The organism is Micromonospora sp. DT201 (assembly GCF_049841575.1).
Taxonomy (GTDB): Bacteria; Actinomycetota; Actinomycetes; order Mycobacteriales; family Micromonosporaceae; genus Micromonospora.
Genome location: NZ_JBNCKP010000002.1, coordinates 316,203 through 342,413 on the forward strand (window position 1 = coordinate 316,203; position 26,211 = coordinate 342,413).

Genomic DNA, 26,211 nt, shown 5'->3' on the forward strand with positions numbered 1-26,211 from the left:
GCTAGTGAGCATGACCCACTACAAGAGCAACCTCCGGGATCTCGAGTTCAATCTGTTCGAGGTCTTCGGGGCGGACCGGGCGTTCGGCCAGGAGCCGTACTCAGAACTCGACACCGACACCGCCCGCAGCTTCCTTGCGGAGGTCGACCGCCTCGCCCGCGAGGACCTGGCCGCCAGCTACACGGACAGTGACCGCAACCCCCCGGTCTTCGACCCGGCCACGCACACCGCGCCGCTGCCGGAGTCGTTCAAGAAGTCCTACCAGGCATTCATGGACTCCGAGTTCTGGCGCCTGGACCTCCCGCCGGAGCTGGGCGGCACCAACGCGCCACGCGCGCTCTGGTGGGCACTCGCCGAGCTGGTGCTCGGCTCCAACGCCCCGGTCTGGATGTACGCCTCCGGCCCGTCCTTCGCGCACGTCCTGCACGTCGAGGGCAACGAGCGGCAGAAGCAGTGGGCCAAGCTCTTCATCGACAAGCAGTGGGGCTCCACGATGGTGCTCACCGAGCCGGACGCTGGCTCGGACGTGGGCGCCGGCCGCACCCGGGCGATCCAACAGCCGGACGGTTCCTGGCACATTGAGGGCGTCAAGCGCTTCATCACCTCGGGCGAGCACGACCTCAGCGACAACATCGTGCACTACGTGCTGGCCCGCCCGGTGGGCGTCGAGGGTGCCGGCGGCCCCGGCACCAAGGGCCTGTCGCTCTTCGTGGTGCCGAAGTTCCACTTCGACGAGACCACCGGCGAGCTGGGCGAGCGCAACGGCGTCTACGCCACAAACGTCGAGCACAAGATGGGCCTGAAGGTCTCCAACACCTGCGAGGTGACCTTCGGTGAGCACGGCGTGCCCGCCAAGGGTTGGCTGCTCGGCGACAAGCACGACGGCATCCGGCAGATGTTCATGATCATCGAGTACGCCCGGATGATGGTCGGCACCAAGGCGATCGCCACCCTCTCCACCGGCTACCTCAACGCCCTCGAATACGCGAAGAACCGGGTGCAGGGCGCCGACCTGATCCAGCAGGCGGACAAGACCGCCCCGCGGGTCACCATCACCCACCACCCGGACGTGCGCCGCTCGCTGCTGCTGCAGAAGTCGTACGCCGAGGGTCTTCGTGCCCTGGTCCTCTACACCGCCACCTGGCAGGACAGGGTCGCGATCTCCGAGGCTGCCGGTGACGAGAAGGCCACCAAGCTGGCCAAGCGGGTCAACGACCTGCTGCTCCCGCTGGTCAAGGGTGTCGGTTCGGAGCGGGCGTACGAGATGCTCGGGCACGAGGCCCTGCAGACCTTCGGCGGCTCCGGTTTCCTTCAGGACTACCCGCTGGAGCAGTACGTTCGGGACGCCAAGATCGACACCCTGTACGAGGGCACCACCGCCATCCAGAGCCTCGACCTGATCTTCCGCAAGATCGTCCGGGACAACGGTAAGGCGATGCTGGCAGTTGCCGGCGAGATTCAGGAGTTCATCTCCTCCGAGGCGGGCAACGGCCAGCTCAAGGAGGAGCGGCAGGCGCTCGGCAAGGCGCTGGCCGAGATTCAGACCATCCTCGGCGTGCTGACCGGCTGGCTGGGCGAGGCGCAGGGTGGCGACACCCGCTCGCTCTACAAGGTCGGGCTGGGCAGCCGGCGGTTCCTGCTGGCGATCGGCGACCTGATCGTCGGCTGGCTGCTCCAGCGTCAGGCTGACGTGGCGCTGAAGGCGCTGGGCGGCGAAGTCTCCGCCAGCGACAGGGCCTTCTACACCGGCAAGGTGGCCGCCGCCCGGTTCTTCGCCCGCGAGGTGCTGCCCCGCATCGGCGCCGACCGGCGGATCATCGAGGGTGCCGACCTCGACATCATGGACCTCCCGGAGGAGGCCTTCTGACCGTGCCACGGCACGGCTGGCCGGTTCCGGGTCGCACCACCTGGGACCGAACCCGACGGCCGGCGGGGCACCTGCCCCGCCGGCCGTCGCCGCGTCTGAGGGTGGGCCTGCCCGGGCTTCCGGCTTCCAACCCTGCCACCCCCTTCCGCCCCCCTTTGCTCTGCTTCAACCCAGGCAACAGTCCCGGGTCAAAACTGTTGCCTGGGTTGAAGCAGAGCAAAGGGCAGCAAGGACCACCGGTCGGCCCTGCCTCGCGCCGCGCATTCGGCGAGCCGGGCCGGGTATGCCGGCGGCGTGGCGGGTAACCGTCACGTGACCTCGAAAGGGAACGCCCAGAGCCACCGCACGGGGGAGTGCAGCGCACATGGGTGTAGGAAGCGGCATTTTTCTCATCGCGATCGGCGCGATCCTGACCTTCGCACTGAGGGCCAACGTCTGGTGGATCGACGTGCGGGCGGTCGGCTGGGTGTTCATCCTGGCCGGGCTGGCCGTACTGCTCACCACGGTCTGGTTCTGGCAGGACCGGCGCAAGCGGGCACGGACCCTCATCGTCGAGGAGAACCGGCTCTCTCATCCGACGGCGATGATGCCGCCACCGCCAGACCCGCCGCCACCGACCGCACCGCCGTCCTAGCCCTTCACGGGCTCGGCGCGTACCCCTGAGCCACCCGTCGAGGGACGACGGGTGGCTCAGACGCGTGCGGTGTGCCGTGCCGTGATCGGCGCTCCCGACCGACTCAGCTCCGCCCAGTCGAGCGGGCAACGGTGCACCGCAAGTTCGGCGGTGCGCAGACCCTCTTCGGTCGCCCCCTCCGGGTCGAGGAGGGCGGAGAGCAGCGAGATGCCCGGATTGTGGGCGATCAGCAGCGCTGTGCGGGCTGCCGGGTCGACCGTGCGGACCAGCGCCAACAACTCCTCGGGGTGGGCGTCGTACGCGCCGGGCTCGTAACGCACGGTCGGGCGAGGACCGGACGGGCCACCCTCCGGCGGCGAACCGGTCATCCCCACCGCCACCTGATGCCAGGTCTGCCGGGTACGTCTGGCCGTCGAGCAGATCACCACGTCGGGTAGCAACCCGTGCTGCGCCAGCCACGCACCGGCCGCTGCCGCGTCGGCTTCCCCGCGTGCGCTCAGCGGCCGCTCGGCATCATCCGCCGAGTCGCTGCCCTGCTCGGCCTTCGCGTGCCGCAGCAACACCAGTGTCCGTGTCTCGGGGTGGGCGTCCGTCATGTCCTCAGCTTGCCCGATTGGCGATCTCTGTGCCGGGGTAAGTCGATGGATGCCGCACCCCTACCGACGGCCGCGGCGCGTCGTACGCCAGGTTAGAGCCGAGGAGCGAGACATGGGCATTGGTGGCAGCATCTTCTTGATCGCGCTGGGCGCGATCCTCGCATTCGCCGTGGAGGCTGACCTGGGCTGGCTGGACCTGTCCGTGGTCGGCTGGGTGCTGATGCTGGCCGGCGTCGCCGGTCTGCTCGCCACCCTCTACTTCTGGAACAGCCGCCGTCGCACGGTGGTCGCCGCGCCGGTCCGTGCGGAGCGCGTGGTGGCCGACCGGGTGGTGCCGGTGCAGGACGACCAGGTCGTGCGGGAGGTCCGCGAGGTGCGTCGGCCGGGCCGGCCGGTCTGATTCGCCTTCACACACTCCGGGGTCCCGCAGCGTCGCGGGGCCCCGGCTCGCATCTGCATCCGGCCTGAAGATCAGGCGAACAGCGCGAAGTAGATCGCGATGTGATGGCAGAGCGCAGCCAGCAGCGTGCAGGCGTGGAAGAACTCGTGGTGACCGAAGACAGTCGGCCACGGATTGGGCCGACGTAACGCGTAGAAGACCGCACCGACGCTGTACATCGCGCCACCGACGATCAGCAGCACCAGTGCCGCGACGCCACCTCCATGCAGGATCTGCGGCAGCATGGCCACCGCGACCCAGCCCAGCGCCAGGTAGAGCGGCGCGGACACCCAGCGCGGCGCATGCGGCCAGACCACCTTGATCGCCACGCCGGCCAGAGCGCCACCCCAGACCAGGGCCAGCATCACCGTGGCCGGCCGGGGCTTGAGCAGCATCGTGCAGAGCGGCGTGTACGTGCCGGCGATGAACACGAAGATCATCGAATGGTCCATCCGGCGCATCACCTGGTAGCCGCGCTCTGACCACACACGACGGTGGTACAGCGCGCTCGTGCCGAAGAGCCCACACACCGTCAGGCTGTAGATGAGACAGCTGACGAGGGGTGCCCACCCCGGCCGGTTGGCGGCGATCGAGCAGAGCACGATGCCGCAGACCAGGGCGACAAAGAAGGCGTACGTGTGTAGCCAGCCGCGCATCCGGGGCTTACCGATGTCGACCGGCTTCAGGCGAAGCGGGGCGGAGGTGCTCACCCCGTCAGGCTACGGCACCGTAGGTTACCTAGAAGTAGTGGCGTTGATGACACCTGGCACCATCATCGTGAACGCCAGATCGGCACGACATCGGCGAGGATGAGCGGATGCGGATCCGACCCGTCGGGGCGCACGCCCTGCTTCTCGACTGCACCGCCCCCACCGACGTTGCCGAAGCGGCGCTGGTCGAAGCGTGGCGGGCCGAGCTGTGGCGGCGTCGCGAGCAGGGCGAACTGATCGCCGTAGAGATCGTGCCGGCTGCCAGCACTGTCCTGCTCGACGGCCTGCCCGACCCGACCGCCACGGCCGAGCAGCTGACCCGATGGGCGTCTGGATTCCCGAACGCCGCCACCGTCCGTCCCATCGACGGCGAGCGCGGCGACGGCACGGAGGTGGTTGTTCCGGTCGAGTTCGACGGGCCGGACCTGCCGACGGTTGCCGAGCACTGGGGCGTGGCCGTGCCAACCGTGCTGCATCGGCTGACCAGCACCCGGTTCCGAGTCGCGTTCTGCGGCTTCGCCCCCGGGTTCCCCTACCTGACCGGGCTGCCCGCCGAGTTGGCGCTGCCCCGGCTGGCCACCCCCCGCCCCCGGGTGCCAGCCGGCTCGGTCGCACTGGCCGGCCCGTACGCCGGCATCTACCCGGGCGCATCCCCTGGCGGTTGGCTGCTGGTCGGCCGGACCGACCTGGTCCTCTTCGACGTGTACGCCGACCCGCCGTCCCAACTCGGTCCAGGCACCTCAGTCCGGATGGCGGCGGCATGACCCACCCGGCCACCATCGAGGTGCTCAGCGCCGGCGCGCTCACCACGGTGCAGGACCTGGGCCGCCCCGGCTGGGCGCACCTGGGCGTACCCCGGTCCGGTGCCCTCGACCCGTCGGCTCTGCGGCTGGCCAACCGGCTCGTCGGCAATCCGGAGCACACCGCCGGCCTGGAGATCACTCTGTCCGGCTGCACACTGCGGCTGACCAGGGCCACCACGGTGGCGGTCACCGGCGCCGAAGTGACGATCCACGCCGGCGATCGGCCCGGTGACACCGGACGCCCGCTGAGCGTGCCGGCCGGGACGGTGCTGCGGATCGGTCCCGCCCGACGGGGCGTACGGAGTTGGTTGGCGGTGGCGGGCGGCATCGACGTGTCGCCGGTGCTCGGCAGCCGGGCCACCGACACCCTGTCCGGGCTCGGCCCGTCTCCGCTGCGCGACGGCGACCAGCTACCGCTCGGCGAGCCGTTCGGCGCACCCGCGCCAGTGGACCTGGCCGTCAGCCGCGCGCCGGAGCCGGAGTTGCACCTGATGCTGCGTCCCGGCCCTCGCGACGACTGGTTCACGCCGACCGCACTCGACCGGCTGTTCGGCACCGCGTACACCGTCAGCCCGGTGAGCAACCGGGTCGGCGCGCGGCTCGCCGGCGCGACGCTGCCCCGCGCGGTCGCCGGCGAACTTCCCAGCGAGGGCATCGTGCTCGGAGCGGTGCAGGTGCCTGCGGACGGACAACCCCTGATCTTCCTCGCCGACCATCCGACCACCGGCGGATACCCCGTCATCGGGGTGGTCACCGACGTGACCCCGCTCGCGCAGGCCCGGCCAGGGACTACCGTCAGATTCCATGGACCTCAACGCTGACCTGGGCGAGGGATTCGGCATCTGGCGGCTCGGCGACGACGAGGCGCTGCTGAGCCTCGTCACCTCCGCCAACGTCGCCTGCGGTTTCCACGGCGGCGACCCGTCCACCATGCGGCGGGTCTGCGAGGGCGCCGCGCGGCGCGGGGTCGCCGTGGGCGCGCAGGTCGGCTACCGGGACCTGGCCGGCTTCGGCCGGCGGCGCATCGCGTACGACTTCGCCGAACTACGCGACGAGGTGACCTACCAGTTGGGGGCGCTGGACGCGTTCTGCCAGCTGTTCGGCACCCGGGTCCGCTATCTCAAGCCGCACGGCGCGCTCTACCACGCGGCCAGCACCGACGAATCCCAGGCGGCGGCGGTGGTCGCCGCAGTCACCGGCTACGACCCCGAGCTGCCCGTGCTCTGCCTGCCCGGCTCGACCCTCGCTCAACTCGCCGTCGGCGCGGGCCTGCCGGTCGTCGCCGAGGCCTTCGCCGACCGCGCCTACCTGCCCAACGGGGCGCTGATGCCGCGCGGCACCGCCGGTGCGGTGATCACCGACCCGGAGCAGGTGGCCGAACGGGCGACGCGGATGGCCACCGAGCGGACAGTGGTGGCGGTGGACGGCACCGTCATCCCCTGCTCGGTCGACTCGATCTGCGTGCACGGCGACACCCCTGGTGCGGTCTCCGCCGCCGAACTGGTCCGCGCAACCCTGATCGACGCCAACATCCCCCTGGCCCCGTTCGCGTGACCCCAGGGGCCTCATGAGGCCCCTGGGGGACAGTCAGGCGTCCAAGCCGCGGAGTACCAGCGGGAGACGGGTCACCGCGCCGTCGACCACCCGGACCGGTACGCCCCAGTCCTGCCGGGTCAGGTGGCACGCCGCGTGCTCGACGTCCGCGTCGCAGGTCGCCGCCTGGGCGGTCACCTGGAGCACCCCGGCGGTGACGTCGCCGCTGAGCACCAGCCGACGGGACAGTTCGGTGCCCGTGCCAGCACCCTCCACCAGCAGTTCCGGCGGAGAGGCGGAAACCACCAACCGGGTCGACGGCCCGTACGTCTCGTCGAGCTTCTGCCCCGGCGCGGGGGTGAAGACGATGTCCAGGGTGACCTCACCGGCCGCGACGTCGGTCGGCTTGCGCTCGGTGCGGTGCCGGGGGCCGTCCACCGTGCTGGCACCCGCCGCCGACAGGGCACCCGGGGCGAGCCGGGTCAACCGGTGGGCGGCGGACTCCACCACCAGCACCTCACCGGCCGGCGTGAGCACCAGGTCGCTCGGCTCAGCCAACCCGTCGGCGACGGTAGAGACCTGGTTGCTGGCCGGGTCGAAGCGACGCACCGCGCCGTTGTACGTGTCCGCGATCAGCACCGAGCCGTCCGGAAGCGCACACACGCCCAACGGGTGCTGCAGCAGTGCCGACTCCGCCGGACCGTCCACGTGCCCGAAGTCGAACAAGCCCTGCCCGACGGCGGTGCCCAGCACACCGTTCTCGACGAACCGGACGGCGCTGGTCTCGCTGTCGGCGATCCAGAGCCGGGTGCCGTCGGCGGAGACGGAAAGCCCCGACGGCTGCGCCATCCACGCCTCGGCCAGCGGGCCGTCGCGCAGCGCCTCGACCGTGGTGCCGGCGTACATTCCGGCGGTCCGCTTGATCGGGTCAAACCACCAGAGCTGGTGGATGCCGGCCATCGCAATGATCAGCTTGTCGTCGTACCAGGCCAGGTCCCACGGCGATGAGAGATCCACGGCGAGCGCGTCGTGCGCGTGGTCGTCGACCTCGGCGCGCCACTGCCGACCGCTGCCGGCCACGGTGACCACCTCGCCGGAATCCAGCCGTACGCCGCGCAGCAGGTGGTTGACCGTGTCTGCCACCACCAGGTCGTAGCCGGCGACCTCGGCGACATTTGTGGGCAGCAGGCATACCCCCTGCGGCTCGGAGAACGTCGCCGCACCACCCGGCCCATCGGCTCGGCCCCGCTCGCCCGAGCCGATGCGGCGCACCGGCGTCTCGCCGTCCGCTGCCACCTCGACCAGGGAGTGTCGAGCCGAGTCCGAGACCAACAGGTTGCCGTTCGGCAGCAGCACCGCCTTGCCCGGGAAGCGCAGCGCGGTCTCCGGCGCCGGCGGCGGAACGTACGGGCCGTCACCCCGGTGCAGGGTGCCCTTGGCCTCGTGGGTGGCGATCAACTCGTCGATCAGTCGGGCCAGACCCTCGGCATGGCCCTCGCCGGCCATGGTGGCCACCACGTAACCCTCGGGGTCGATCACCGACAGGGTCGGCCAGGCCCGGGCCGCGTACTGCTGCCACATGTCCATTTCGGGATCGTCGAGTACGGGATGGTGCACCCCGTACCGCTCGACGGCGGCAGCGAGCGCGTCGGCGTCCTTCTCGTGCTCGAACTTCGGCGAGTGCACGCCGATCACGACGAGCACGTCGCCGTACTTCTCCTCCAGCGGGCGCAACTCATCGAGCACGTGGAGGCAGTTGATGCAGCAGAATGTCCAGAAATCTGCCACCACGATCTTGCCACGAAGGTCGGCGAGCTTGAGGTCGCGTCCGCCGGTGTTGAGCCACTGCCGGCCGTGTAGCTCGGGCGCACGTACACGCGCTGTCGTTCCCATGCCTGTCAGCCTGCCACGCCCCGAGGCTCAGCCGCCGTGACCCGGACGACAGACGAACAGGGAGAGTTCCAGCCCCGTTCTAGCCCGCGCCACCTTCGTGCCCGAGGAAGCGGCCGACATGACTCGCCATAACCCATCGGCAAGCCTGTTCACCTTGCTCGGGATCGTCGTGGCGATCGTTGACAGCTCAGCAGGGCGGTGCTCGGCGTGTCGAGTTGCTCAGCTGCCAACGATCAAGGGGCGAGTCACGACGCCGGACCGACATCTGGACTCGCCTCTGCTCGACCGAGGACTCGGACACAGGCCCTAGCTGGCTAACGTCCCAATTTCGCCGATCTCGGTCCCAAGGGTGGGACAGGCCCAGACCGCTCGGTCGGCGCGCACCACCGCTGCCAGGGGATGGCTCTCGGGATGGTGGGGGCAGGGCGGCCAGTTGGTTGCACGGCCCAGCGACCAAAGTGCCTCCACCGCCCAGTCCTGAACCTGGTCGGCGAGCGCGACGACCTGTGTCACAGCGGGTAGTCCGAGGTCGATCGAGATTCCCTGGCCGGAACCGTCGGAAGCGTAGAGGAAGGCGCTGGCGGTCTGTGGGTCCTCTCGCCACGGTTCATCGCGAAGATCGGGCGGCACCCCGCCAGGCTGCCCAAGATCGGCCAGGATCGGCTCCAGCGCCGCCGCCAACTCACGTTCCACAACTGGATTGTGCCCGAGATGCTGATGCCCGAGTGGTACGACGGCGGCGGGGCCACGGTTGTCCGTGACCCCGCCTCCGGTGGAGCTACTTCGTGGCCTTCTTGAGGCAGAGCACCCGGTTGGTGCCGTCACCCGTCAGCACCACGTGGGGCTGCGTCGGGTCGGTGCACTTCTCCTTCGCGTCCACCTTCGAGACGATCGTGAAAGCGTCCGCCTCGCCGCAGTCAGCCGCAGAGGCGCCACCCTCGCCGGACTGCTTGACGCAGGTGCCGACCGCCGGGTCGAAGGCCGGCGAGTCGTCCCCGCCGAACTTGCCGAGCAGCATCAGCAGGCCGAGCGGCACCGCCAGGATGAGCACTGCGGCGATCAGCACCGCGGCCAGCACCCGGCCGTTGCGTACCTTCGGCGTCGGTGGCTCCGCCTTCGGCTCGTCGGCGTCCGGCTTGAACGCGTCGAACCGGCCCTGGTCCGATTGCCCGGCCTCCTGGCCCCAAGACGGCGCGGGCTGCTGCGGTGGCGGGAAGGCCGGCGGGAAGCCGCCGCCCGGCACCGACTCGGTTGCCGGCCCGCCGAAGCCGGACCCGGCGGCACCCGGCCCGCCGAAGCCGGACCCGACGGCACCCGGCCCGCCGAAGCTCGGGCCACCGAAGGTCGACGTCCCGTTTCCCGTGGCGGCACCGGCGGCAGGCGACCCGGGGCCGCCGAACTGGTCGACCGGCCGCTCGGCGCCGGAGTGCGGCCGAGTGCCGTTCAACGGCCGGTTGTTGGCCGGCGCGTCGACGAAGGACGGCACGCCAGGCGGGAACGCCGGAGGTGCCGACGGGGGCTCATTGAACGCGTTCGGCGCGAGCTGTCGGTCGTCGAAGCGGGGCTCGGCGGCGGGTTCGCCACCCCAGCCGGGGCCAACCTGCCGCTGCGGCTCGTTCTGCCAGTCGGGTACGACCTGGCGTGGCGCGTCGTCCTGCCATTCCGGTGCACCTTGGCGTGGCGCGTCGTTCTGCCACTCTGGTGCACCTTGGCGTGGCGCGTCGTTCTGCCACTCCGGTGCACCTTGGCGCTCGGCACCCGGGTCGACCTGGAATGCCTCCGGCTCCGGCTCATTCTCCGGCTCAGGTCGAGCCGGACGGCCGTACACCCGGGGTTGTGGTGTGGCCGTGCCAGTCGGTCGGATGGCCTGGTCGGTCGGGGGCATCACCCGGCTGGCCAACGGCACCGAAGCGCTCGCCGTGGCCCGGGCCGCCGCGCCGGCTGCCGACTCGGCGTCCGACACCGGCACGACCGCGCGGCCCGCTCCGGACTCCGGAGAGGTACGCGGGGCAGGCACCAACGCGCCACTCGCGGGCGCATCCTCGGCGCGGCCCCAGCCGGCCGGGTCCGCCTCGTACTGCGCGGCGGTGTCCGGGGTCTCCCGCTCGGCGTAGGCGGGCTGCTCCGGGATCGGGGCGAACTTGGCCTGGGGGGCGTAGTCGGCCGGCGGGGCTGCGGCCAGGCTGGCGCCCGGCACGCGCTGCTCCTGCGGAGGCAGCGGCACCGCGTTCGCCGGCGAGATGCCCGGCGCGGGCCCGGGTTGGTAGGCCGGCGCCTCGTCGCCCCGGTCTGCCTCCCAACCACCGCGGGACTGGGCGGAAGCTTCCGCTTCGGCACGACCCCACACCTCACCGGGTGCCCACGGCTCGACCTCCGGCACGCCGGTGTTGCCCTGCGCGGCGTTGTCCGGGCTGGCGGGCCAACCGGGCGCGCCGTCGTTGCCGGGCACGCTGACACTGGCGCGGGCGGGGGGGCCGCTCTGCTCCGCCGGGGTCCACCCCACCGGGTCCGGACGCTCGGTGGGCTGGTCCTGCGGCGCGAGCACCCAGTCGGGCTGCTGCGGACGGCTATCGGCATCGCCCCAGGCGGCCGGCTGCGCGGCTTGGTCCTGTCGCGCGTCACCGTCGCCCCACCCTGCGGGCTGCGCCTGCTGCTGTGCGGCCCACCCACCGGAGCGGGCCGGGTCGTCCTGCGCGGGCCAGTTCGTCGTCGGTGCCGGCACCTGGGCCGCGCCACGGGCGGCGTTGGGCTGGGCGGCCTGCCCCCACCCGGGTGCGGGCTGCTCGGCCGGTTCGGCTGGCTGGCCCCAGGTCGGCGGCGACTGCTCCGCCGGGGCCCACACGGGCTGGTCGTCGCGCGCGGCGGCGCTGGCGGGCCAGCCACCGTTGCCGGACGCGTCGTCCTGCTGAGCGCCGCCGGACCAGTTGGCAGCCTGCTGCGGCTCGGGCTGCTGCGACTCGGCCCCGCGCCAGTCTCCGGCGGACGGGTTGGCCTGCGCCGGGCCACCCCAGCCGCCAGAGCGGGCCGGGTCTTCCTGGGCGGGCCAGGCGGCGGTGGCCGGAGCCACCTGCGCGGCGCCCCGTGCGCTCGGCTGGGCCTGCACCCAGTCGGGCTGCTCAGCGCCGCTCGGGTTCCAGGTGGGTGCGGGTGCACTCGGCTCGGCAGGCGTCCAGCCCTGCTGCTGTGCGGCCCAAGCCGGCTGCGCCGGAGCTGGTGCGCCATCGTTGCCGGGCCATGTGCCGGGCTGCTGCTGCGGCGGCTCGCTTGCGCCACCGCCGGCGGCCCAGGCGGGTTGTGCCGGGTCGTTGGGCTGCGGGGCAGCGGCGGCACCCCAGGCGGGGGCCGCCGGCTGCTCGGACTGGGTAGCCCACGCAGGCGTCGACGGGTTGGGTCGCGCCGGTGGTGGGGGCGCCCAGCCCAGGTCGGGGCCGGCGGTGTTGTCCGGCTGCGCCGGGCGGTCGCCGTACGGCGCCGGTCCGCCGGCGCCCGGTGACACCTCGTCCGGCTCTTGGCCGGTGCGGTGCGGGCCCTCGGACGTCATGGGTGCGCCTCCTCCATCACATGTCGGCTCGCCGGTGCCGATCGGTCTCCTCGGCGTGGCTGCCGGCGTCACCGGCGTACCGCTGTGCCGGCTCCCCGCACGGTATCGGGTGGTGGCACGGCACGTCCAAGGAGCACTGGTCGTCACTCCCCGTGGCCGGTCGGTGTCGAGCTGCTTTAGTCGGCTCGGCCTCTGCCGGGTCGGCGGGCGGTGACCGAAGCCCACCGTACCGGGCGCTGCGGCAGGGCGGAATCCCGGTGGCGGGTGGCTGGGAAACGCCGATGGCCCACCCGGTGGGCCGGGCGGGCCATCGATCTGGAGGAGATGAAGAAAGTTGTGGAGCGTCAGCCCATGTGACGCTGGGCGATGACGAGGAGTTCCTCGCGAACTGCCGGCGAGTTCGCCGAGCGCAGCGCGTGCTCGATGGCACGGGCGCGGCGGGTGGCGTCGCGGTGGTTGCGGATTCGCTCGATCATGCTCATTGGTGGGTCCCCCTAGCTATTCGGTTGTCAGCCCCTGATGCGTCTATTCAACCGCAGAACCCCGCCAACTTCCATCGATTATTAGGTGAGCTGGGACACCTGCCTAACAATCAAAGGTCAAGAGGTCATCTGGCCGACGCTTCCGTCGCCTGAACGACACGGCCGGTGTGCCGGGCGTTAACCCGTGGCACACCGGCCGTGGCTGGCGTCTCGAAGATCAGGTCCAGGCGAGCAGCGCCGCCTCCGGATCCGTGAGGAAGTCACCAATGTCGCGCAGGAACTTCGAGCCCAGTTCGCCATCGATGATCCGATGGTCGAAGCTCAGCCCCAGCGTGGTGACCTGACGCACCCTGACCTTGCCCTTGTGCACCCAGGGCATCTCCCGCACCGCGCCGAAGGCCAGGATCGCGGACTCACCCGGCGGCAGGATCGGCGTGCCCGTGTCCACCCCGAACACGCCGACGTTGGTGATGGTCAAGGTGCCACCCGACATGGCCGCCGGCGAGGTACGGCCGGACTTCGCCGTCTGCACCAGGTCGGTCAGCGAGTCCGCCAACTCCCGCAGCGAGAGTCGGCCGGCGTCCTTGACGTTCGGCACGATCAGGCCACGCTCGGTGGCCGCCGCGATGCCGAGGTTCACGTAATCCTTCACCACGATCTCGTCGCCGGCCCAGGTCGAGTTGACCATCGGGTGACGCTTCACCGCCAGCAACACCGCCTTCGCCACCAGCAGCAGCGGCGAGACCCGTACGTCGCGCCACTCCCGCCGGCCGCGCAGCCGGTCCAGTGCCTTCATCGCCCGGGTCACGTCGACGGTCAGGAACTCCGTCACATGCGGGGCGGTGAACGCCGAGCGGGACATGTTCTCGGCGGTGAGCTTGCGGACCCCCTTGACCGGGATTCGCTGCTCCCGGTCCGCACCGAAGCTGGGGGCGGCCGTCGCCACGATCGGCTCGGCCACGGCCACGGCACCGCTCGCTGCCTGCTGCACGTCTTCCCGGGTGATCGAGCCCAGGGGCCCGGACCCGGTCAACGTGCCGAGGTCGACCGCGAGGTCCTTGGCGAGCTTGCGCACCGGTGGCTTGGCCAGCACCGGGCCGCCGCTCGCCCCATCGCGTCGATCATGCAGTTGTGGTGCCGGAATCGTGGAGGTTGCGGCTGGTTTGTCACCCACCACAACTCCATGATCGACCGCCGGGGTGGGGGCAGGGGGTTGGGTGGGGACGGTGCCTTTTCGGGGGCGACGCTTCGCGGCGGTCGTCCGCGGGCCGTAGCCGACCAGCACCGCCGTCCGACCACCCGGGGCCGGGCCGCCGATCAGTCCCGGCTCCACCATGCCCTCGGCCGGTGCCACCTCCACCGCCGCCAGCGACGCCGCCGACGGGGTGGGCAGGTTGCCGCTGGCCGTGGCCGTGGTCGACAGCGCCTCCAGAGGGCCGGCACCCGGGTCCGTGTCGATCGCGATGATCGGCGTACCGACCTCGACCGTGGTGCCCTCCGGGTGGAAGATCGCCTGCACCTGCCCGGCCCACTTCGCCGGGATCTCCACCGCCGCCTTGGCCGTCTCGACCTCGACGATCGGCTGGTTCAGCTCGATCGTGTCGCCGACCTTCACCAGCCAGGCCAGGATCTCGCCCTCGGTCAGCCCCTCGCCCAGGTCGGGCAGGTTGAATTCCTTGATCCGGGACATGTCGGTCACCAGCCGAAGGTGCGGTCGACAGCGTCGAGCACCCGGTCGAGGTCGGGCAGGTATTCCTCTTCCACCCGGGAGGCCGGGTAGGGGGTATCGAAGCCGGTCACCCGCAGCACGGGCGATTCGAGGGAATAGAAGCACTCCTCGGTGATCCGGGCGGCAAGCTCGGCGCCGAGGCCGATGTTTGACGGCGCCTCGTGCACCACCACCGCGCGGCCGGTGCGCTTCACCGACTCGTACGCCGCCGCCAGGTCCAGCGGGGAGAGCGAGCGCAGGTCGATGACCTCCAGCTCCCGGCCGTCCTCGGCGGCGGCGGTCGCCGCCTCCAGGCAGGTCCGCACCATCGGGCCGTAGGCCAGCACGGTGACGTCCGTGCCGGGCCGCACCACGCGAGCCGAGTGCAGGGGGTACGCCTCGGACAGCGGCGCGTCCAGGTCGACCTGCCCCTTCTCCCAGTAGCGCCGCTTGGGCTCCAGGAAGACGATCGGGTCGTCCGAGGCGATGGCCTGCTGGATCATCACGTACGCGTCCTGCGGGTTGGCGCAGGTCACCACCTTCAGGCCGGCCGTGTGGGCGAAGTACGCCTCGGGCGACTCGGAGTGGTGCTCGACCGCGCCGATGCCGCCGCCGTACGGGATCCGGATCACCATGGGGATGCTGAGCTTGCCGCCGGAGCGGTAGTGCATCTTCGCCACCTGCGACACGATCTGGTCGTACGCGGGGTAGACGAAGCCGTCGAACTGGATTTCGCAGATCGGCCGGTAGCCGCGGATGGCGAGACCGACCGCGGTGCCGATGATGCCGGACTCGGCCAGCGGGGTGTCGATCACCCGCTGGTCGCCGAAGTCCTTCTGGAGCCCGTCGGTGATCCGGAAGACGCCGCCGAGCTTGCCGACGTCCTCGCCCATGATGATGACCTTGGGGTCGTTCTCCAGGGCGCGGCGCAGGCCGGTGTTGAGGGCCTTACCGAGGGTGAGCGTCTCCGTGGCCATCAGTGGGCGCTCCCTTCGAAGGACTCCATGTAGCGGCTGAACTTCGCACGCTGCTCGTCGAGCAGCGGAGACCCGTTCGGGTAGACGTGATCGAACATCGTCACCGGCTCGGGGTTGGGCATGTCGAGCACCCGCTCGCGCAGGTGCACCGACTCGCGGCGGGCCTGCTCCTCGACCTCGGCGAAGAAGGTCGCGTCGGCGATCTGCTGCTTCTCCAGGAAGGCCTTGACCCGGGTGATCGGGTCCTTGGCCTGCCACGCCTCGACCTCGCTGGCGATTCGGTAGCGGGTCGGGTCGTCGGAGGTGGTGTGCGCGCCCATCCGATAGGTGTACGCCTCGATCAGGCTCGGGCCCTGCCCGTGGCGGGCGTTGTCCAGCGCCGTGCGGGTGACCGCGTACGAGGCCAGCACGTCGTTGCCGTCCACCCGTACGCCGGGGAAGCCGAAGCCGGCGGCCCGCTGGTAGAGCGGGACGCGGGTCTGCCGCTCAAGCGGCTCGGAGATCGCGTACTGGTTGTTCTGGCAGAAGAAGACCAGCGGGGCGTTGAACACGCTCGCCCAGACGAACGCCTCGTTCACGTCGCCCTGGCTGGTGGCCCCGTCGCCGAAGTAGGCGATCGCCGCTTCGCCGTCGTCGGTACCGGTCTTGCCGTCCATGGTGATCCCCATGGCGTAGCCGGTCGCGTGGAGGGTCTGTGCGCCGATGACGATGGTGTACATGTTGAACTTGAACTCGTTCGGGTCCCAGCCGCCCTGGTCGACACCACGGAACAGGCCGAGCGGCATGATCGGGTCGATGCCCCGGCAGTAGAGGACGCCGTGCTCCCGGTAGGTCGGGAAGGCCATGTCCTGCGCCCGCAGCGCCCGCCCCGACCCGACCTGCGCGGCCTCCTGGCCGAGCAGGCTGGCCCAGAGGCCCAGCTCGCCCTGGCGCTGGAGAGCGGTCGCCTCGGCGTCCAGCCTGCGGACCAGCACCAAGTCGCGGTAGAGGCCGCGGTACTCCTCGTCGGTGAAATCGACGCGGTATTCGGTGCCGTCCGGGCTGGTGTGGCTCTCGATCCGCTCACCTTCGGGGGTGAGTAGCTGCACCAGGTCAGGGTCGCCGGTCGCGCCCTTCTTGGAGCGGGGTGTCGCCCGCCTGCTGCGGGTGGTGCCCCCGGGGTCGCCCTTTGCCATCGGTCTCTCCCTGTCGTGTCTGCGTCGGCACCGGGGGGTCACCCGGCCACGCAACTCGTGCGCCTGTCCGGCTGCTGCCGGACCGGTTCCTGGCGGCCGCGCCTAGCCCCGGTGGGGGTTGCCGCACGGCGTGACCCGGGTTCTGGCCGAAACCGGATCGGGGAGCGCCGGCGCACAACCGCGCCTGCCGCGAGGGTGCACGGAGGTCACGGCTGCGTTGCCGTCGTGCTCCATATTCGCAGAGCAGGTGAGCGCGCCCACAGTACGCCTGCCCCGCATTCCGACCGCTCACCCTTTGACGCTGTTTGTCGCCATCATGCCGGCCTGCGTTGCCAGGGCGTTCCGGTGACGATTCGTCACCGTTCGGTCAGCTCCGCGTGTCGACACGCGGTGGAGGTTGGCTGACGCAGGGTGACTGGGCCAGGCTGATTCCCGCAGGATCGCGCCTATCGGGTCATATGCCGGCTTTCTGCCCAGCGGCGTCCATCCATGTCCTCCGGCGGCCGACGACAAGGGGTGAGTGGTGTACGAGCCAGGCGACGGTCCCGGCACACCAGCGCTCGGCCGGCACCGGTCGGCCGGTGGCTACCGCCGGGTGGTCGGTGTCCACCGTGCCCCCGGCGCAGGCGGTCCCACCAAGGGTTACCTGCTCACCGTCGCACTGCTGGCCGGCACCGCGTCGATGCCCATTCTCGCCGCGATCAGCGCGGGTTCGGCCACCCCGGGCAGCACCGCGCTGCCGGACAGCAGCACCCCGTTCATCCCGACCCCGTCGGTCGGGCCGGTCGTGATCCCGCTGCCGGTGACCAGCCAGCCGGCGCTCCCGCCACCGGGCACACCCAGTGTCGGCCCGGCCAGCGGGTGGTTGCCCGCTGCTCCCCGGCGTACCTCGGGAGGGCCGCCGTTGGAGCCCACGGGGACCGACCGGGAGCCCGTCTGGCCTGCGACCTACCCGCCGCTGGCACCGAAGCCCACCCGGGGCACCACACCCGCCTTCCCCCCGCCCGACCCACCACCGCCGACCGACCCGGCGGATCCTCAGCCGACGGATCCTGGCACGGCGGAACCCGAGCCGAGCCCGACCCAGACGGTGGATCCGACGCCCACAGCGGATCCGACGCCCACGCTGGACCCGACGCCCACGGCGGACCCGACACCCTCGCCGACGGGCGCCCCGACTGTGACCGCTGTGCCGAGCAGTGCCCCGTCCGTGCCGGTCGTCACACCCGCACCGCCCGCCACCCCGGCTGCACCGACCAGACGGCCCAGCCCAGCAGTCCCGTCGCCCCCGGCCGACCCTTCAACGCCCACGGTGAGCGGGTCCCCACTGGACGGACCAACGCACCCCACGGTGACCCCGACGGTACGGTGACGATCAGGCACGGCTCATCCGGTGCCGGCGGTGTTTCGGCGGTAGGCGCATACCGGAGGGGGTGGCGTGGGCGGCGGTGCGGAACTCCGCCCGGTCACCACCCGGCCCGGCCCAGGGCTGCGGATCGCCCGGCTGGTGACCGAGGTGACCGCTCCGGCCGTGCTCGTGTCACTGCTGATCCTCACCGTGAGCTGGCACAGCGCACGCCGTCCGGGTGAGGGCCTTGTCTGGGGTCTGCTCGCCACGCTCGTCGTCACCGGCATTCCGTTCGCCTACATCGTCGGCGGGGTACGCCGTGGCCGTCTCACCGATCACCACGTCGGCCGCCGGGAACAGCGCCGGGCGCCGCTGCTGGTCGGCCTCGCTGCGGTCGCGGGAGGGCTCGCCGTGCTCGCCGTGCTCGGCGGGCCCCGCCCGCTGCTGGCGCTGGCAGTGGCCGGGATGGTCGGCTCGTAGTCGCCGTGTCGGTGAGCCACTGGTGGAAAATGTCGATCCACTCGGCAGTGGCCGCCGGCGCGCTGGTCATCCTGATGCTGACCTTCGGGCCCCGGCTGGTCGTCGCAGCGCCGCTGCTGGCGTTGGTCGGTTGGTCCAGGGTGCGACTGCGGGACCACACGGTGCCGCAGGTGCTCGCCGGTGGTGTGCTCGGCGCGCTGATCGCCGCAACGGTCTTCGGCGCGCTGCGCTGACCGAGGCCAGCTCTCTATCGAGGCCCGCTGCGTTTGGGCGGGCCCGGGGTGGGCGGCGCGGTGCCGCCCGCCCCGGACATCGTCAGGCCCCGTCGTCGGCGAGGCGGTGCCGGTTCGCCTCGATCCAGGCGTCCAGGGCGGCCGGGTCGTCCGGGTCCACCCCGTCGGCCATCAGCTGCGCCACCGCGGCGGTCGCCGGGCTACGCCGCTCACCCGTGGAGTAGAGGCGGGCGAACTCCGGCACCATCTCCTCGATCGCCTCGTCGGTGCGCGTCGCCGCCGCCTCGGGCAACCCGCGCTGGCGGGACGCGTACCGTGCCCAGGCGCGCAGCACCCGGGGCAGCATCGCCGCGTCGTCCATGTCCAGCACGGCGCGGCGGTGCACCCAGTCGAGCAGGAAGAGCCCGGACACGGCTGGGCTCCAGCGCATCGGGTCGCCGTCCGGGAAGCTCGCCGAGTGGTCCAGCACCAGGCTCAGACAGAAGTGCAGTGAGGCCAGTTCCGGGCCGTCGACGGTGTCCAGCCCGAAACGGGCGGCCTCCGGTGCGGCTAGGAACCGCCGGACCAGGTCGGTGCGCTCGGCAGCGGAGAGCGGCTCGACCTCGGCCGGGCCGGTCGGGCCGGCCGCGGTGGGCAGCATCGCCAGCCGGGCACCGACCAGCGCCCGGTCGGTCGAGAGGGAACCCTCGTCGGGTAGCTCGCTCAGGTCGTCGGTCACCGCGAGGTGGCGGGCCACCTCGCCACGGAGCCGGGCCGGGTTTTCGGCACGGAACCAGGTCAACTCGTCGTCGGCGCACATCTGTCGGACCTGGTCCAGGATCCTCTCCGCCGGCCCGCCGACGAAGATGTCCTTGGTGATCCCGATGTTGTGGTCCACGAGGGCCACCAATGCGTGCTCGGCACCGCCGGAGGCGTCGTCGTAGGCGAAGGTAGCGAGGTAGGAGGTCTGGTCGCCGTACACGTCGCCGTACGCCCAGGTGCCGGTGAGGTGCACCCGGCCGAGCTGCCCGGACCAGGCGGGCGCCTGGCTGCCCGGACGCACGCGCTCGGTGCCGTCGGCGTCCGGGACGAGCGCGGCGAAGACCTGCCGGATGGTGGTCGCCGCCGCGATCCGGCGGCGGGCGGTGGCGGCGAGGAACCCGGTGACGAACTCCCGTACGGCGGTGTCGCGGTCGGTCTCCGCGATCGCATAGACACTGCCCAGTAGGGCGCTGCCGAGCATCTCGGCGTCGAGGGCGGACTCCAGCTTGGTCACGTCGCGTGCGGCGTGCAGCACCGCGTCGTAGGGGGTCTCAGGCGTGGCCATGCTTCGACCCTACGCCGCCCAGGGCGTACGGAGAGCGGTAGCGAGTCGCGGGGGCGTCAGCGGCGGCCGGCGTCCCGCAGCGCGTCGCGCGCCTGCGCGTACGAGCCGAGCACGATCCGCACCGGTGTCAGGACGTACTCCTCGCCCACCCGGGCGACCTTCGCCGTCAGCCGCTCCTCGGCGCGGGCCCGGGCGCGCCGAGCAGCCCAGCGCACCACCGGCCGGGTCAGCGCCGCCACCAGCAGCCCGGCCAACAGGCCACCGAGCAGCAGCAGGGTGGGCAGCGGCACCTGACCGACCATCGGGTTGTCCAGCGCAGGCAGGCCGAGCGCCCGCAGCGCGTAGCCGAGCACCAGCCAGCCCAGCCCGACCACGGCAGCGAGGGTGACCAACCACTGCACACCGCCGACGACCCGCCACCACAGCGGTCGACGGCCCAGGCCGAGGTCGGTGCCGGCGATCGTGCGGTCCAGTGCGTCCGGCAGGTCGCCGAGGCGGGACCGGGCGGCGGAGGTCACCGCGCCAGGCCAGGCGGCGGGTAGGTCGGTGGCGGCCCGATCGGCCACCGCGCGGATCGCGAGACCAAGCGCCGAGCGTTGGGCGGCCGTCGGGTCCGGGACCGAGGTGGCCGCGACCAGACTCTCCGCCGGGTCGGCCCGGTCTTCGGACGGGCCGGGCAGGTGCAGCCGACGCAGCGGGTCGGGTCGCAACCGTCGCCAGCCCCGGACCACGGGCCAGCCGGTGGCCGCACCGGCGCGGTGCCGGTATGCCTGCTCCACCGCCTCGGTGACCGCAGGCACGCCGGCTGCCCCGGCCAACGCCCGGTTCAGCCCGTCGACCGCTGAGTCGTCCGGCCCACCCGCCGGCCGGGCCGAACCGACCAGCTCGTCCAACCCGGCGACGACCGAGTCGACGTCACCGGCGAGTCGCCGCAGCGCGGCCTGCCGCTCGGCGACCGTACGCTCCAGCGCGCCGCGCAGCCCGACCATTCCGGCCGGGTCGATGGCGGTGGTGGACAGCAGCGGCACACCGGTCAGCCCGTCGGTGTCGAGCAGGCGGCGCAGGTCGTCCAGGACCCGGGGCAACTCGGCCGGGGACAGCCGATCGGCCTGGTTGAGCACGACCAGGGTGACGTCGCGGTGCCTGTGGAACTCGCGCAGGTAGCTGTCGTGAATGACCCGATCGGCGTACTTCTGCGGGTCGACCACCCAGATCACCTGGTCGACCAGGCCGAGGAGCCGGTCCACCTCGAGCCGGTGCGACCGCTGCACCGAGTCGAAGTCGGGCAGGTCGAGCAGGATCAGCCCGTGCAGCGCCGTCTCGTCGTCCGCGTCCAGGGCGCTCTCCCGGACGAAGCGGTGTCGTGGCAGTACGCCGATCCAGTCGAGGAGACGGCTGGCGCCCTCCAGCGGGCCCCACACGCAGGCGTGGGTGACGCCGGTGGTTGGCCGGCGGACCCCGACCGGCGAGAGTTCCAGTTGGGCCAACGCGTTGAAGAGGCTGGACTTGCCGCTGCCGGTGGCCCCGGCCAGTGCGACCACGGTGTGGTCCCGGGACAGCGCGAGCCGGGTGCCGGCCCGCTCGACCAGGGTGTGTGCGGGCACCAGGTCGGAGTCGGGCAGCAGGCCGTCCACTGCGGTCAGGAAGCGGCGTACCGCATCCAGTCGGTCGATCAACGCGTCGGCGTCGATCCGCTGGTCGCCGCGGAACGCCTCGCGTACCCGGCCGGTGATGTTGGTCACCGGGTCTCCTCCTCGTCGCCCGACGGCTGGGTGTCCCCGCCGGCGGACAGGCCGCTGCGGTGCCGGGCCAGCTCGACCCGGCCGGCGGCCCGGCGCAGCCTGTCGCTGGCATCCGCGGCGGGGCGGGCGTCGGCGGTGCGGCTGAGGAAGCGGTCGGCCTCCGCGTCCAGCAGCGTCCGCACCCGGGCCAGCAGGTCGGCGCGGGCCTTGGCGGCAAGGGTACGCACCGCCTGGTCGCCGAAGATCGCCTGGAGTACGGCCTGCGCGGCGACTGTGGTGCCGGCCCCGGCGGCCACCTCCAGCCCGGTCGGGATGAACGCGGTCGAGGCGAACACGGCGATCATCACGGCCAACCCGGTGGCGTTGACCGCGTACGCGGCGGTGCGGGCCACGAACCGCTTGTCGCCGCCCTCGACCCGGACCAGCTCCAGCACCCCGCGCTGCCAGTCCCGGACCATTCGTTCGGCGCGTTCCGGCAGGTCGTCGCTCGGGTGGGCGAGCGCCGGATCGAGCAGCCCGGCGCCCGCCGGGTGTGCCTTCCACCCGGTGTACGCGGATTCGGCGGCCTCGGAGGCCACCCCGCGCAGCAGTGTGACCAGTTGCGACTCGATGGCGTTGCGCAGCTCGACGGCGGGTGCCGGCCGGCCGGTGACAGCGGCTACGACGCGGTCCCGGAAGCGGCCGATCCGTGCTTCCAGGGTGCGGAAGAGCTCCCCGGTGCCGACGAACTCCTGCCAGCGGGCGAGCACCTCCCCCCGGAGCAGCCGGCCGTCCTGAAGCCCCTGCTCGACGGTGCGCTCGGCACCCCGGTACGCGGCCCGGACCCGTTCGTCCAGCCCGTCGGCGGCGGCGACCTGTTCGTCGGCGGCGTCGGCCAGCTCCTCGACGGCGGGGTGGAGCGCGGCCAGCGCGCCGTCGAGCGTCTGGCGGACCACCGCGGCTCGAGCGTCCGCGTCGCCGGCCAGTCGGGCGAACCAGTCGGCCAGCGAGGCGGTCACGCCCTCGGGCAGCAGCCCCTGACCGTCGACCCAGGTCTCCGGCAACACGAACAGCGGCGCCCGGTCGAGGCCCTGTTCGGCGAGCATCTCGGTCAGGTGCGCGGCGATCTCGTCGGTGGCTTCCGCGGGCACCCGGTCCAGCACCATGGCGATCACCGCGCCTCGCGCCCGGGCGCTGCGCAGCAGCTCCCAGGGCACCGCGTCGGCGTACCGGGAGGCGGTGGTGACGAAGAGCCAGAGATCGGCGGCGGCCAGCAGTTGGGTGGCGAGGGCCCGGTTGGCGTCGACCACCGAGTCGATGTCGGGCGCGTCGAGGAAGGCCAGCCCGGCGGGCAGGGCCGGGGCGGTGACGAGGTGCAGGGCACGCGGATCGTCACTCGGCTCGGTGGTGCGGGTCAGCCCGGGGAGCAGGTCACCCTGCCGAAACCAGGCCGCGTCTGAGGGGTTGCAGACCAGCACCGGGGAGCGGGTGGTGGGCCGGAGCACGCCGGCGGCGCTGACTCGGGCCTTGACCAGGCTGTTGACCAGGGTCGACTTGCCCGCGCCGGTGGAGCCGCCGACCACCACGAGAAGGGGGGCGTCCAGCCGGGCGAGCCGGGGCAGCAGGTAGTCGTCGAGTTGGTCGGTGAGGGCCGTGGCGGTGTGCCGGGCGGAGCTGGCGGAGGGCAGTGCGAGGGAATACCGGGTCGCACCGATCGCCTCCCGGAGGCCCGACAGTGCGCCGGGGAGGCTGTCGTCCCCGGTGGTGGCGGGCGGCTCCTCCGCGGCGTCCAGCGGGCCGGTGCGGGCTGCGACGGCGGGCGCGCCGGAACGGGTGGCGGAATCGCCGTGCGTCGTCACCGCTAAAGCGTGCCCGACCGACGCAAGGGAAGACAACCGGACGGTAAAACGGCTGGGTTGCGTCGGGTTGACTCAACCCAACTTGACGATTCGCCAACGCGTGGCACTATTGAGTCAAGTTCACTCAACTTGTGGTGGGGCCCGCTGCGGGCGGTGCTCGCCAGGCAGCCCGCGGGCGATGCCCGTCACCTGCACAACCTTACGAAGCGAGGAAGCGAAGATGGCACGTGCGGTCGGTATCGACCTCGGCACGACGAACTCCTGCGTCAGCGTTCTCGAGGGCGGTGAACCCACCGTCATCGCCAACGCTGAGGGGTCGCGGACGACTCCGTCGATCGTCGCGTTCGCCCGCAACGGCGAGGTGCTCGTCGGTGAGGTCGCCAAGCGCCAAGCGGTGACCAACCCGGACCGGACGATCCGGTCGGTCAAGCGCGAGGTCGGCACGAACTGGTCCGTCGACATCGACGGCAAGAAGTACACCCCGCAGGAGATCTCGGCCCGGACGCTGATGAAGCTCAAGCGGGACGCCGAGGCGTACCTGGGCGAGCAGATCACCGACGCGGTGATCACCGTCCCGGCCTACTTCAACGACAGCCAGCGCCAGGCCACCAAGGAGGCCGGTGAGATCGCCGGCTTCAACGTGCTGCGGATCGTCAACGAGCCGACCGCGGCCGCCCTGGCGTACGGGCTGGACAAGGGCTCCAAGGAGCAGACCGTCCTGGTCTTCGACCTCGGCGGCGGCACCTTCGACGTGTCGCTGCTGGAGCTGGCCGAGGGCGTCGTCGAGGTCAAGTCGACAAGCGGTGACAACCAGCTCGGTGGCGACGACTGGGACCAGCGGATCATCGACCACCTGGTGAAGACCTTCCGTGGTGAGCACGGCATCGACCTGGGTCAGGACAAGATGGCCCTCCAGCGGCTCCGCGAGGCGGCCGAGAAGGCCAAGATCGAGCTGTCCGCCGCCACCACCACCAACATCAACCTGCCGTACATCACGGCCGGCGCGGCCGGCCCGCTGCACCTCGACGTGACGCTCAGCCGCGCCGAGTTCCAGCGGATGACGCAGGACCTGCTGGACCGTTGCAAGGGCCCGTTCGAGCAGGCCGTGAAGGACGCCGGGATCAAGATCTCCGACGTCGAGCACGTCATCCTGGTCGGCGGCTCGACCCGGATGCCCGCCGTGACCGACCTGGTCAAGCAGCTCACCGGTCGCGACCCCAACAAGGGCGTCAACCCGGACGAGGTGGTCGCCGTCGGCGCCGCCCTCCAGGCCGGTGTGCTCAAGGGCGAGGTCAAGGACGTCCTGCTGCTCGACGTGACCCCGCTGAGCCTGGGCATCGAGACCAAGGGCGGCATCTTCACCAAGCTGATCGAGCGCAACACCACAATCCCGACCAAGCGCTCCGAGGTCTTCACCACGGCGGACGACAACCAGCCGTCGGTGCTGATCCAGGTCTTCCAGGGTGAGCGGGAGATCGCGGCCTACAACAAGAAGCTCGGCACCTTCGAGCTGACCGGCCTCCCGCCGGCGCCGCGCGGTGTGCCGCAGATCGAGGTCGCCTTCGACATCGACGCCAACGGCATCGTCAACGTGCACGCCAAGGACCTGGGCACCGGCAAGGAACAGAAGATGACGATCACCGGCGGCTCTTCGCTGCCGAAGGACGACATCGAGCGGATGCGCCGGGACGCCGAGGAGCACGCGGAGGAGGACAAGCGCCGCCGCGACGACGCCGAGACCCGCAACGTGGCCGAGGCGCTCCAGTGGCAGACCGAGAAGTTCCTCGCCGAGAGCGGCGACAAGCTGCCCAGTGAGAACCGGGAGCAGCTCACCGAGGCGCTCGGCGAGCTGCGTGGTGCCCTCGGCGGTCAGGACATCGAGAAGATCAAGTCCGCGCACGAGAAGCTGGCGCAGGTCTCCCAGCAGGCCGGTTCGCTGCTCTACTCCCAGCAGGCCGAGCAGGGTCAGCAGCCGGGTGGCGAGGCCGGACCGGGTGCGACCGGGGCGACCGGCCCACAGGCTGGCGCGCAGGCCGGCGGCGCCGACGACGTGGTCGACGCGGAAATCGTGGACGAGGACGGCAAGAAGTGACCGTCGGCCTCCGACACGTATTTACGGCGAAGGGGATGAGGTAGCCGCATGACGCAGAAGCCACGAGCCGCCGACCCGGGCGACACCGGGTCGACGCCGGGTGGCTCCGCGCCCACGGAGCCGACCAACGGCGACGGGGAGCGGGTCGTCATCCGCAACAACCGCAAGCTCGTCGACACCTCCGAGCCGGAGGGGACCGCAGCCGACGCGGAGACCGGCGTACCAGCCGAGGGCCTGGTTGAGGACGCCGAGGTCGTGGTCGACGAGATCGAGGTCGAGGTCAACTCGACCGACGGTCCGGAGCCGTCCGGTCCGGCGGTGGTGGACGCCCCGGCGCAGCCGGTGGACGGCGGCGGCGCGGGCAACTCGCTCGGCGCTGAGCTGGAGGCGCTCCGGGCCGAGTTGGACGAGCGGACCAGGGATCTGCAGCGGGTGTCGGCGGAGTACGCCAACTACCGCAAGCGGGTCGACCGGGACCGCAACCTGGTGCAGGAGCAGGCGACCGGTTCGGTTCTGGCCGCGCTGCTGCCGATCCTGGACGACCTGGACCGGGCACGGGAACATGGCGACCTGGTCGGGCCGTTCGGCACGGTGGCGGAACAGCTCACCACCGCGCTGGGCAAGTTCGGCCTGAACGCCTTCGGCGAACAGGGCGATCCGTTCGACCCGACCCGACACGAGGCGGTCGCGCACCAGACCTCGGCCGAGGTCAGCGAGTCGACCTGCGTACAGGTCATGCGGCGCGGCTACCAGCTCGGTGAGCGGCTGCTGCGCCCTGCGCTGGTCGCGGTCGCGGACCCGGAATAGTGCGAGA

General features: G+C 71.7%; 23 protein-coding genes. 10 read left to right on the forward strand and 13 right to left on the reverse strand.

The features are described from left to right. The first annotated feature begins 10 nt into the window (after nt 1–10). Together ACLQ28_RS05260 and ACLQ28_RS05265 are read left to right on the forward strand one after the other, a co-directional pair. Entirely contained in the window at nt 11–1,867 is a 1,857-nt protein-coding gene (locus tag ACLQ28_RS05260; RefSeq protein ID WP_425685342.1) for an acyl-CoA dehydrogenase, read from the forward strand. Between the two features lie 364 nt (nt 1,868–2,231). Then, nucleotides 2,232–2,501, forward strand: a complete 270-nt coding sequence (locus ACLQ28_RS05265; RefSeq protein WP_030487564.1) for a DUF6458 family protein — start codon at nt 2,232–2,234, stop codon at nt 2,499–2,501. A 56-nt stretch (nt 2,502–2,557) separates the two neighbouring features. On the opposite strand, the gene ACLQ28_RS05270 is transcribed toward ACLQ28_RS05265, so the two are convergent. After that, entirely contained in the window at nt 2,558–3,097 is a 540-nt protein-coding gene (locus ACLQ28_RS05270; protein ID WP_425685047.1) for a SixA phosphatase family protein, read from the reverse strand. Between the two features lie 112 nt (nt 3,098–3,209). On the opposite strand from ACLQ28_RS05270, the gene ACLQ28_RS05275 reads away from it, so the two are divergent. Beyond that, on the forward strand, nt 3,210–3,497 hold the full coding sequence (locus ACLQ28_RS05275; protein WP_425685048.1) for a DUF6458 family protein: 288 nt from the start codon (nt 3,210–3,212) through the stop codon (nt 3,495–3,497). Nucleotides 3,498–3,568: 71 nt separating this feature from the next. On the opposite strand, the gene trhA is transcribed toward ACLQ28_RS05275, so the two are convergent. Further along, nucleotides 3,569–4,246 (reverse strand): PAQR family membrane homeostasis protein TrhA, encoded by a 678-nt coding sequence (gene trhA, locus ACLQ28_RS05280; protein WP_425685049.1) that lies wholly within the window; start codon nt 4,244–4,246, stop codon nt 3,569–3,571. A 107-nt stretch (nt 4,247–4,353) separates the two neighbouring features. Between trhA and ACLQ28_RS05285 the strand changes: the two genes are divergently transcribed. The 3 genes from ACLQ28_RS05285 to ACLQ28_RS05295 are packed head-to-tail and all read left to right on the forward strand — an operon-like array spanning nt 4,354 to nt 6,603. Continuing rightward, entirely contained in the window at nt 4,354–5,010 is a 657-nt protein-coding gene (locus ACLQ28_RS05285; RefSeq protein ID WP_425685050.1) for a 5-oxoprolinase subunit B family protein, read from the forward strand. After that, a complete protein-coding gene (locus ACLQ28_RS05290; RefSeq protein WP_425685051.1) occupies nt 5,007–5,870 on the forward strand; it encodes a biotin-dependent carboxyltransferase family protein in 864 nt (287 codons plus the stop codon). The genes ACLQ28_RS05285 and ACLQ28_RS05290 overlap by 4 nt, the downstream gene beginning before the upstream one ends. Further along, nucleotides 5,854–6,603, forward strand: a complete 750-nt coding sequence (locus tag ACLQ28_RS05295) for a LamB/YcsF family protein (RefSeq protein ID WP_425685052.1) — start codon at nt 5,854–5,856, stop codon at nt 6,601–6,603. The genes ACLQ28_RS05290 and ACLQ28_RS05295 overlap by 17 nt, the downstream gene beginning before the upstream one ends. A 33-nt stretch (nt 6,604–6,636) precedes the next feature. On the opposite strand, the gene ACLQ28_RS05300 is transcribed toward ACLQ28_RS05295, so the two are convergent. From ACLQ28_RS05300 to ACLQ28_RS05335, 8 genes are all read right to left on the reverse strand, one after another. Beyond that, the gene (locus tag ACLQ28_RS05300; protein WP_425685053.1) at nt 6,637–8,475 is read right to left on the reverse strand and encodes an NHL domain-containing thioredoxin family protein; all 1,839 of its coding nucleotides are present in this window, start codon (nt 8,473–8,475) and stop codon (nt 6,637–6,639) included. 306 nt (nt 8,476–8,781) lie between these two features. Continuing rightward, nucleotides 8,782–9,168: a hypothetical protein gene (locus ACLQ28_RS05305; RefSeq protein ID WP_425685054.1), complete on the reverse strand. Its 387-nt coding sequence runs from the start codon at nt 9,166–9,168 to the stop codon at nt 8,782–8,784. Nucleotides 9,169–9,253: 85 nt separating this feature from the next. Beyond that, a complete protein-coding gene (locus tag ACLQ28_RS05310) occupies nt 9,254–12,016 on the reverse strand; it encodes an LppU/SCO3897 family protein (RefSeq protein WP_425685055.1) in 2,763 nt (920 codons plus the stop codon). Between the two features lie 344 nt (nt 12,017–12,360). Then, nucleotides 12,361–12,498, reverse strand: a complete 138-nt coding sequence (locus ACLQ28_RS05315) for a hypothetical protein (protein WP_425685056.1) — start codon at nt 12,496–12,498, stop codon at nt 12,361–12,363. Between the two features lie 217 nt (nt 12,499–12,715). Continuing rightward, the gene (locus tag ACLQ28_RS05320; protein WP_425685343.1) at nt 12,716–14,188 is read right to left on the reverse strand and encodes a dihydrolipoamide acetyltransferase family protein; all 1,473 of its coding nucleotides are present in this window, start codon (nt 14,186–14,188) and stop codon (nt 12,716–12,718) included. A gap of 5 nt (nt 14,189–14,193) precedes the next feature. After that, complete coding sequence (locus ACLQ28_RS05325) at nt 14,194–15,183, reverse strand: alpha-ketoacid dehydrogenase subunit beta (protein ID WP_425685057.1); 990 nt, start codon at nt 15,181–15,183, stop codon at nt 14,194–14,196. Beyond that, nucleotides 15,183–16,358, reverse strand: coding sequence for a pyruvate dehydrogenase (acetyl-transferring) E1 component subunit alpha (pdhA, locus tag ACLQ28_RS05330; protein ID WP_425685058.1), 1,176 nt, complete (start codon nt 16,356–16,358; stop codon nt 15,183–15,185). Before pdhA ends, ACLQ28_RS05325 begins: the two co-directional genes overlap by 1 nt. A 642-nt stretch (nt 16,359–17,000) precedes the next feature. Next, the gene (locus ACLQ28_RS05335) at nt 17,001–17,273 is read right to left on the reverse strand and encodes a hypothetical protein (protein ID WP_425685059.1); all 273 of its coding nucleotides are present in this window, start codon (nt 17,271–17,273) and stop codon (nt 17,001–17,003) included. Between the two features lie 523 nt (nt 17,274–17,796). Here ACLQ28_RS05335 and ACLQ28_RS05340 point away from each other — a divergent pair. Then, nucleotides 17,797–18,186, forward strand: a complete 390-nt coding sequence (locus ACLQ28_RS05340; protein ID WP_425685060.1) for a hypothetical protein — start codon at nt 17,797–17,799, stop codon at nt 18,184–18,186. Nucleotides 18,187–18,215: 29 nt separating this feature from the next. Further along, on the forward strand, nt 18,216–18,419 hold the full coding sequence (locus ACLQ28_RS05345; protein ID WP_425685061.1) for a phosphatase PAP2 family protein: 204 nt from the start codon (nt 18,216–18,218) through the stop codon (nt 18,417–18,419). 82 nt (nt 18,420–18,501) lie between these two features. On the opposite strand, the gene ACLQ28_RS05350 is transcribed toward ACLQ28_RS05345, so the two are convergent. From ACLQ28_RS05350 to ACLQ28_RS05360, 3 genes are read right to left on the reverse strand one after another with little or no spacing between them, the layout of a single operon-like run. Beyond that, complete coding sequence (locus ACLQ28_RS05350; protein WP_425685062.1) at nt 18,502–19,725, reverse strand: hypothetical protein; 1,224 nt, start codon at nt 19,723–19,725, stop codon at nt 18,502–18,504. A 56-nt stretch (nt 19,726–19,781) separates the two neighbouring features. Beyond that, on the reverse strand, nt 19,782–21,467 hold the full coding sequence (locus ACLQ28_RS05355) for a GTPase (RefSeq protein ID WP_425685063.1): 1,686 nt from the start codon (nt 21,465–21,467) through the stop codon (nt 19,782–19,784). Further along, a complete protein-coding gene (locus tag ACLQ28_RS05360) occupies nt 21,464–23,305 on the reverse strand; it encodes an ABC transporter (RefSeq protein WP_425685064.1) in 1,842 nt (613 codons plus the stop codon). The genes ACLQ28_RS05355 and ACLQ28_RS05360 overlap by 4 nt, the downstream gene beginning before the upstream one ends. 220 nt (nt 23,306–23,525) lie before the next feature. Between ACLQ28_RS05360 and dnaK the strand changes: the two genes are divergently transcribed. Together dnaK and grpE are read left to right on the forward strand one after the other, a co-directional pair. Then, entirely contained in the window at nt 23,526–25,397 is a 1,872-nt protein-coding gene (gene dnaK / locus ACLQ28_RS05365) for a molecular chaperone DnaK (RefSeq protein WP_425685065.1), read from the forward strand. A 48-nt stretch (nt 25,398–25,445) separates the two neighbouring features. Continuing rightward, nucleotides 25,446–26,204 carry a nucleotide exchange factor GrpE gene (gene grpE / locus ACLQ28_RS05370; RefSeq protein WP_425685066.1) on the forward strand — a complete coding sequence of 253 codons (759 nt, stop codon included), beginning with the start codon at nt 25,446–25,448 and terminating at the stop codon, nt 26,202–26,204. Nucleotides 26,205–26,211 lie beyond the last annotated feature (7 nt).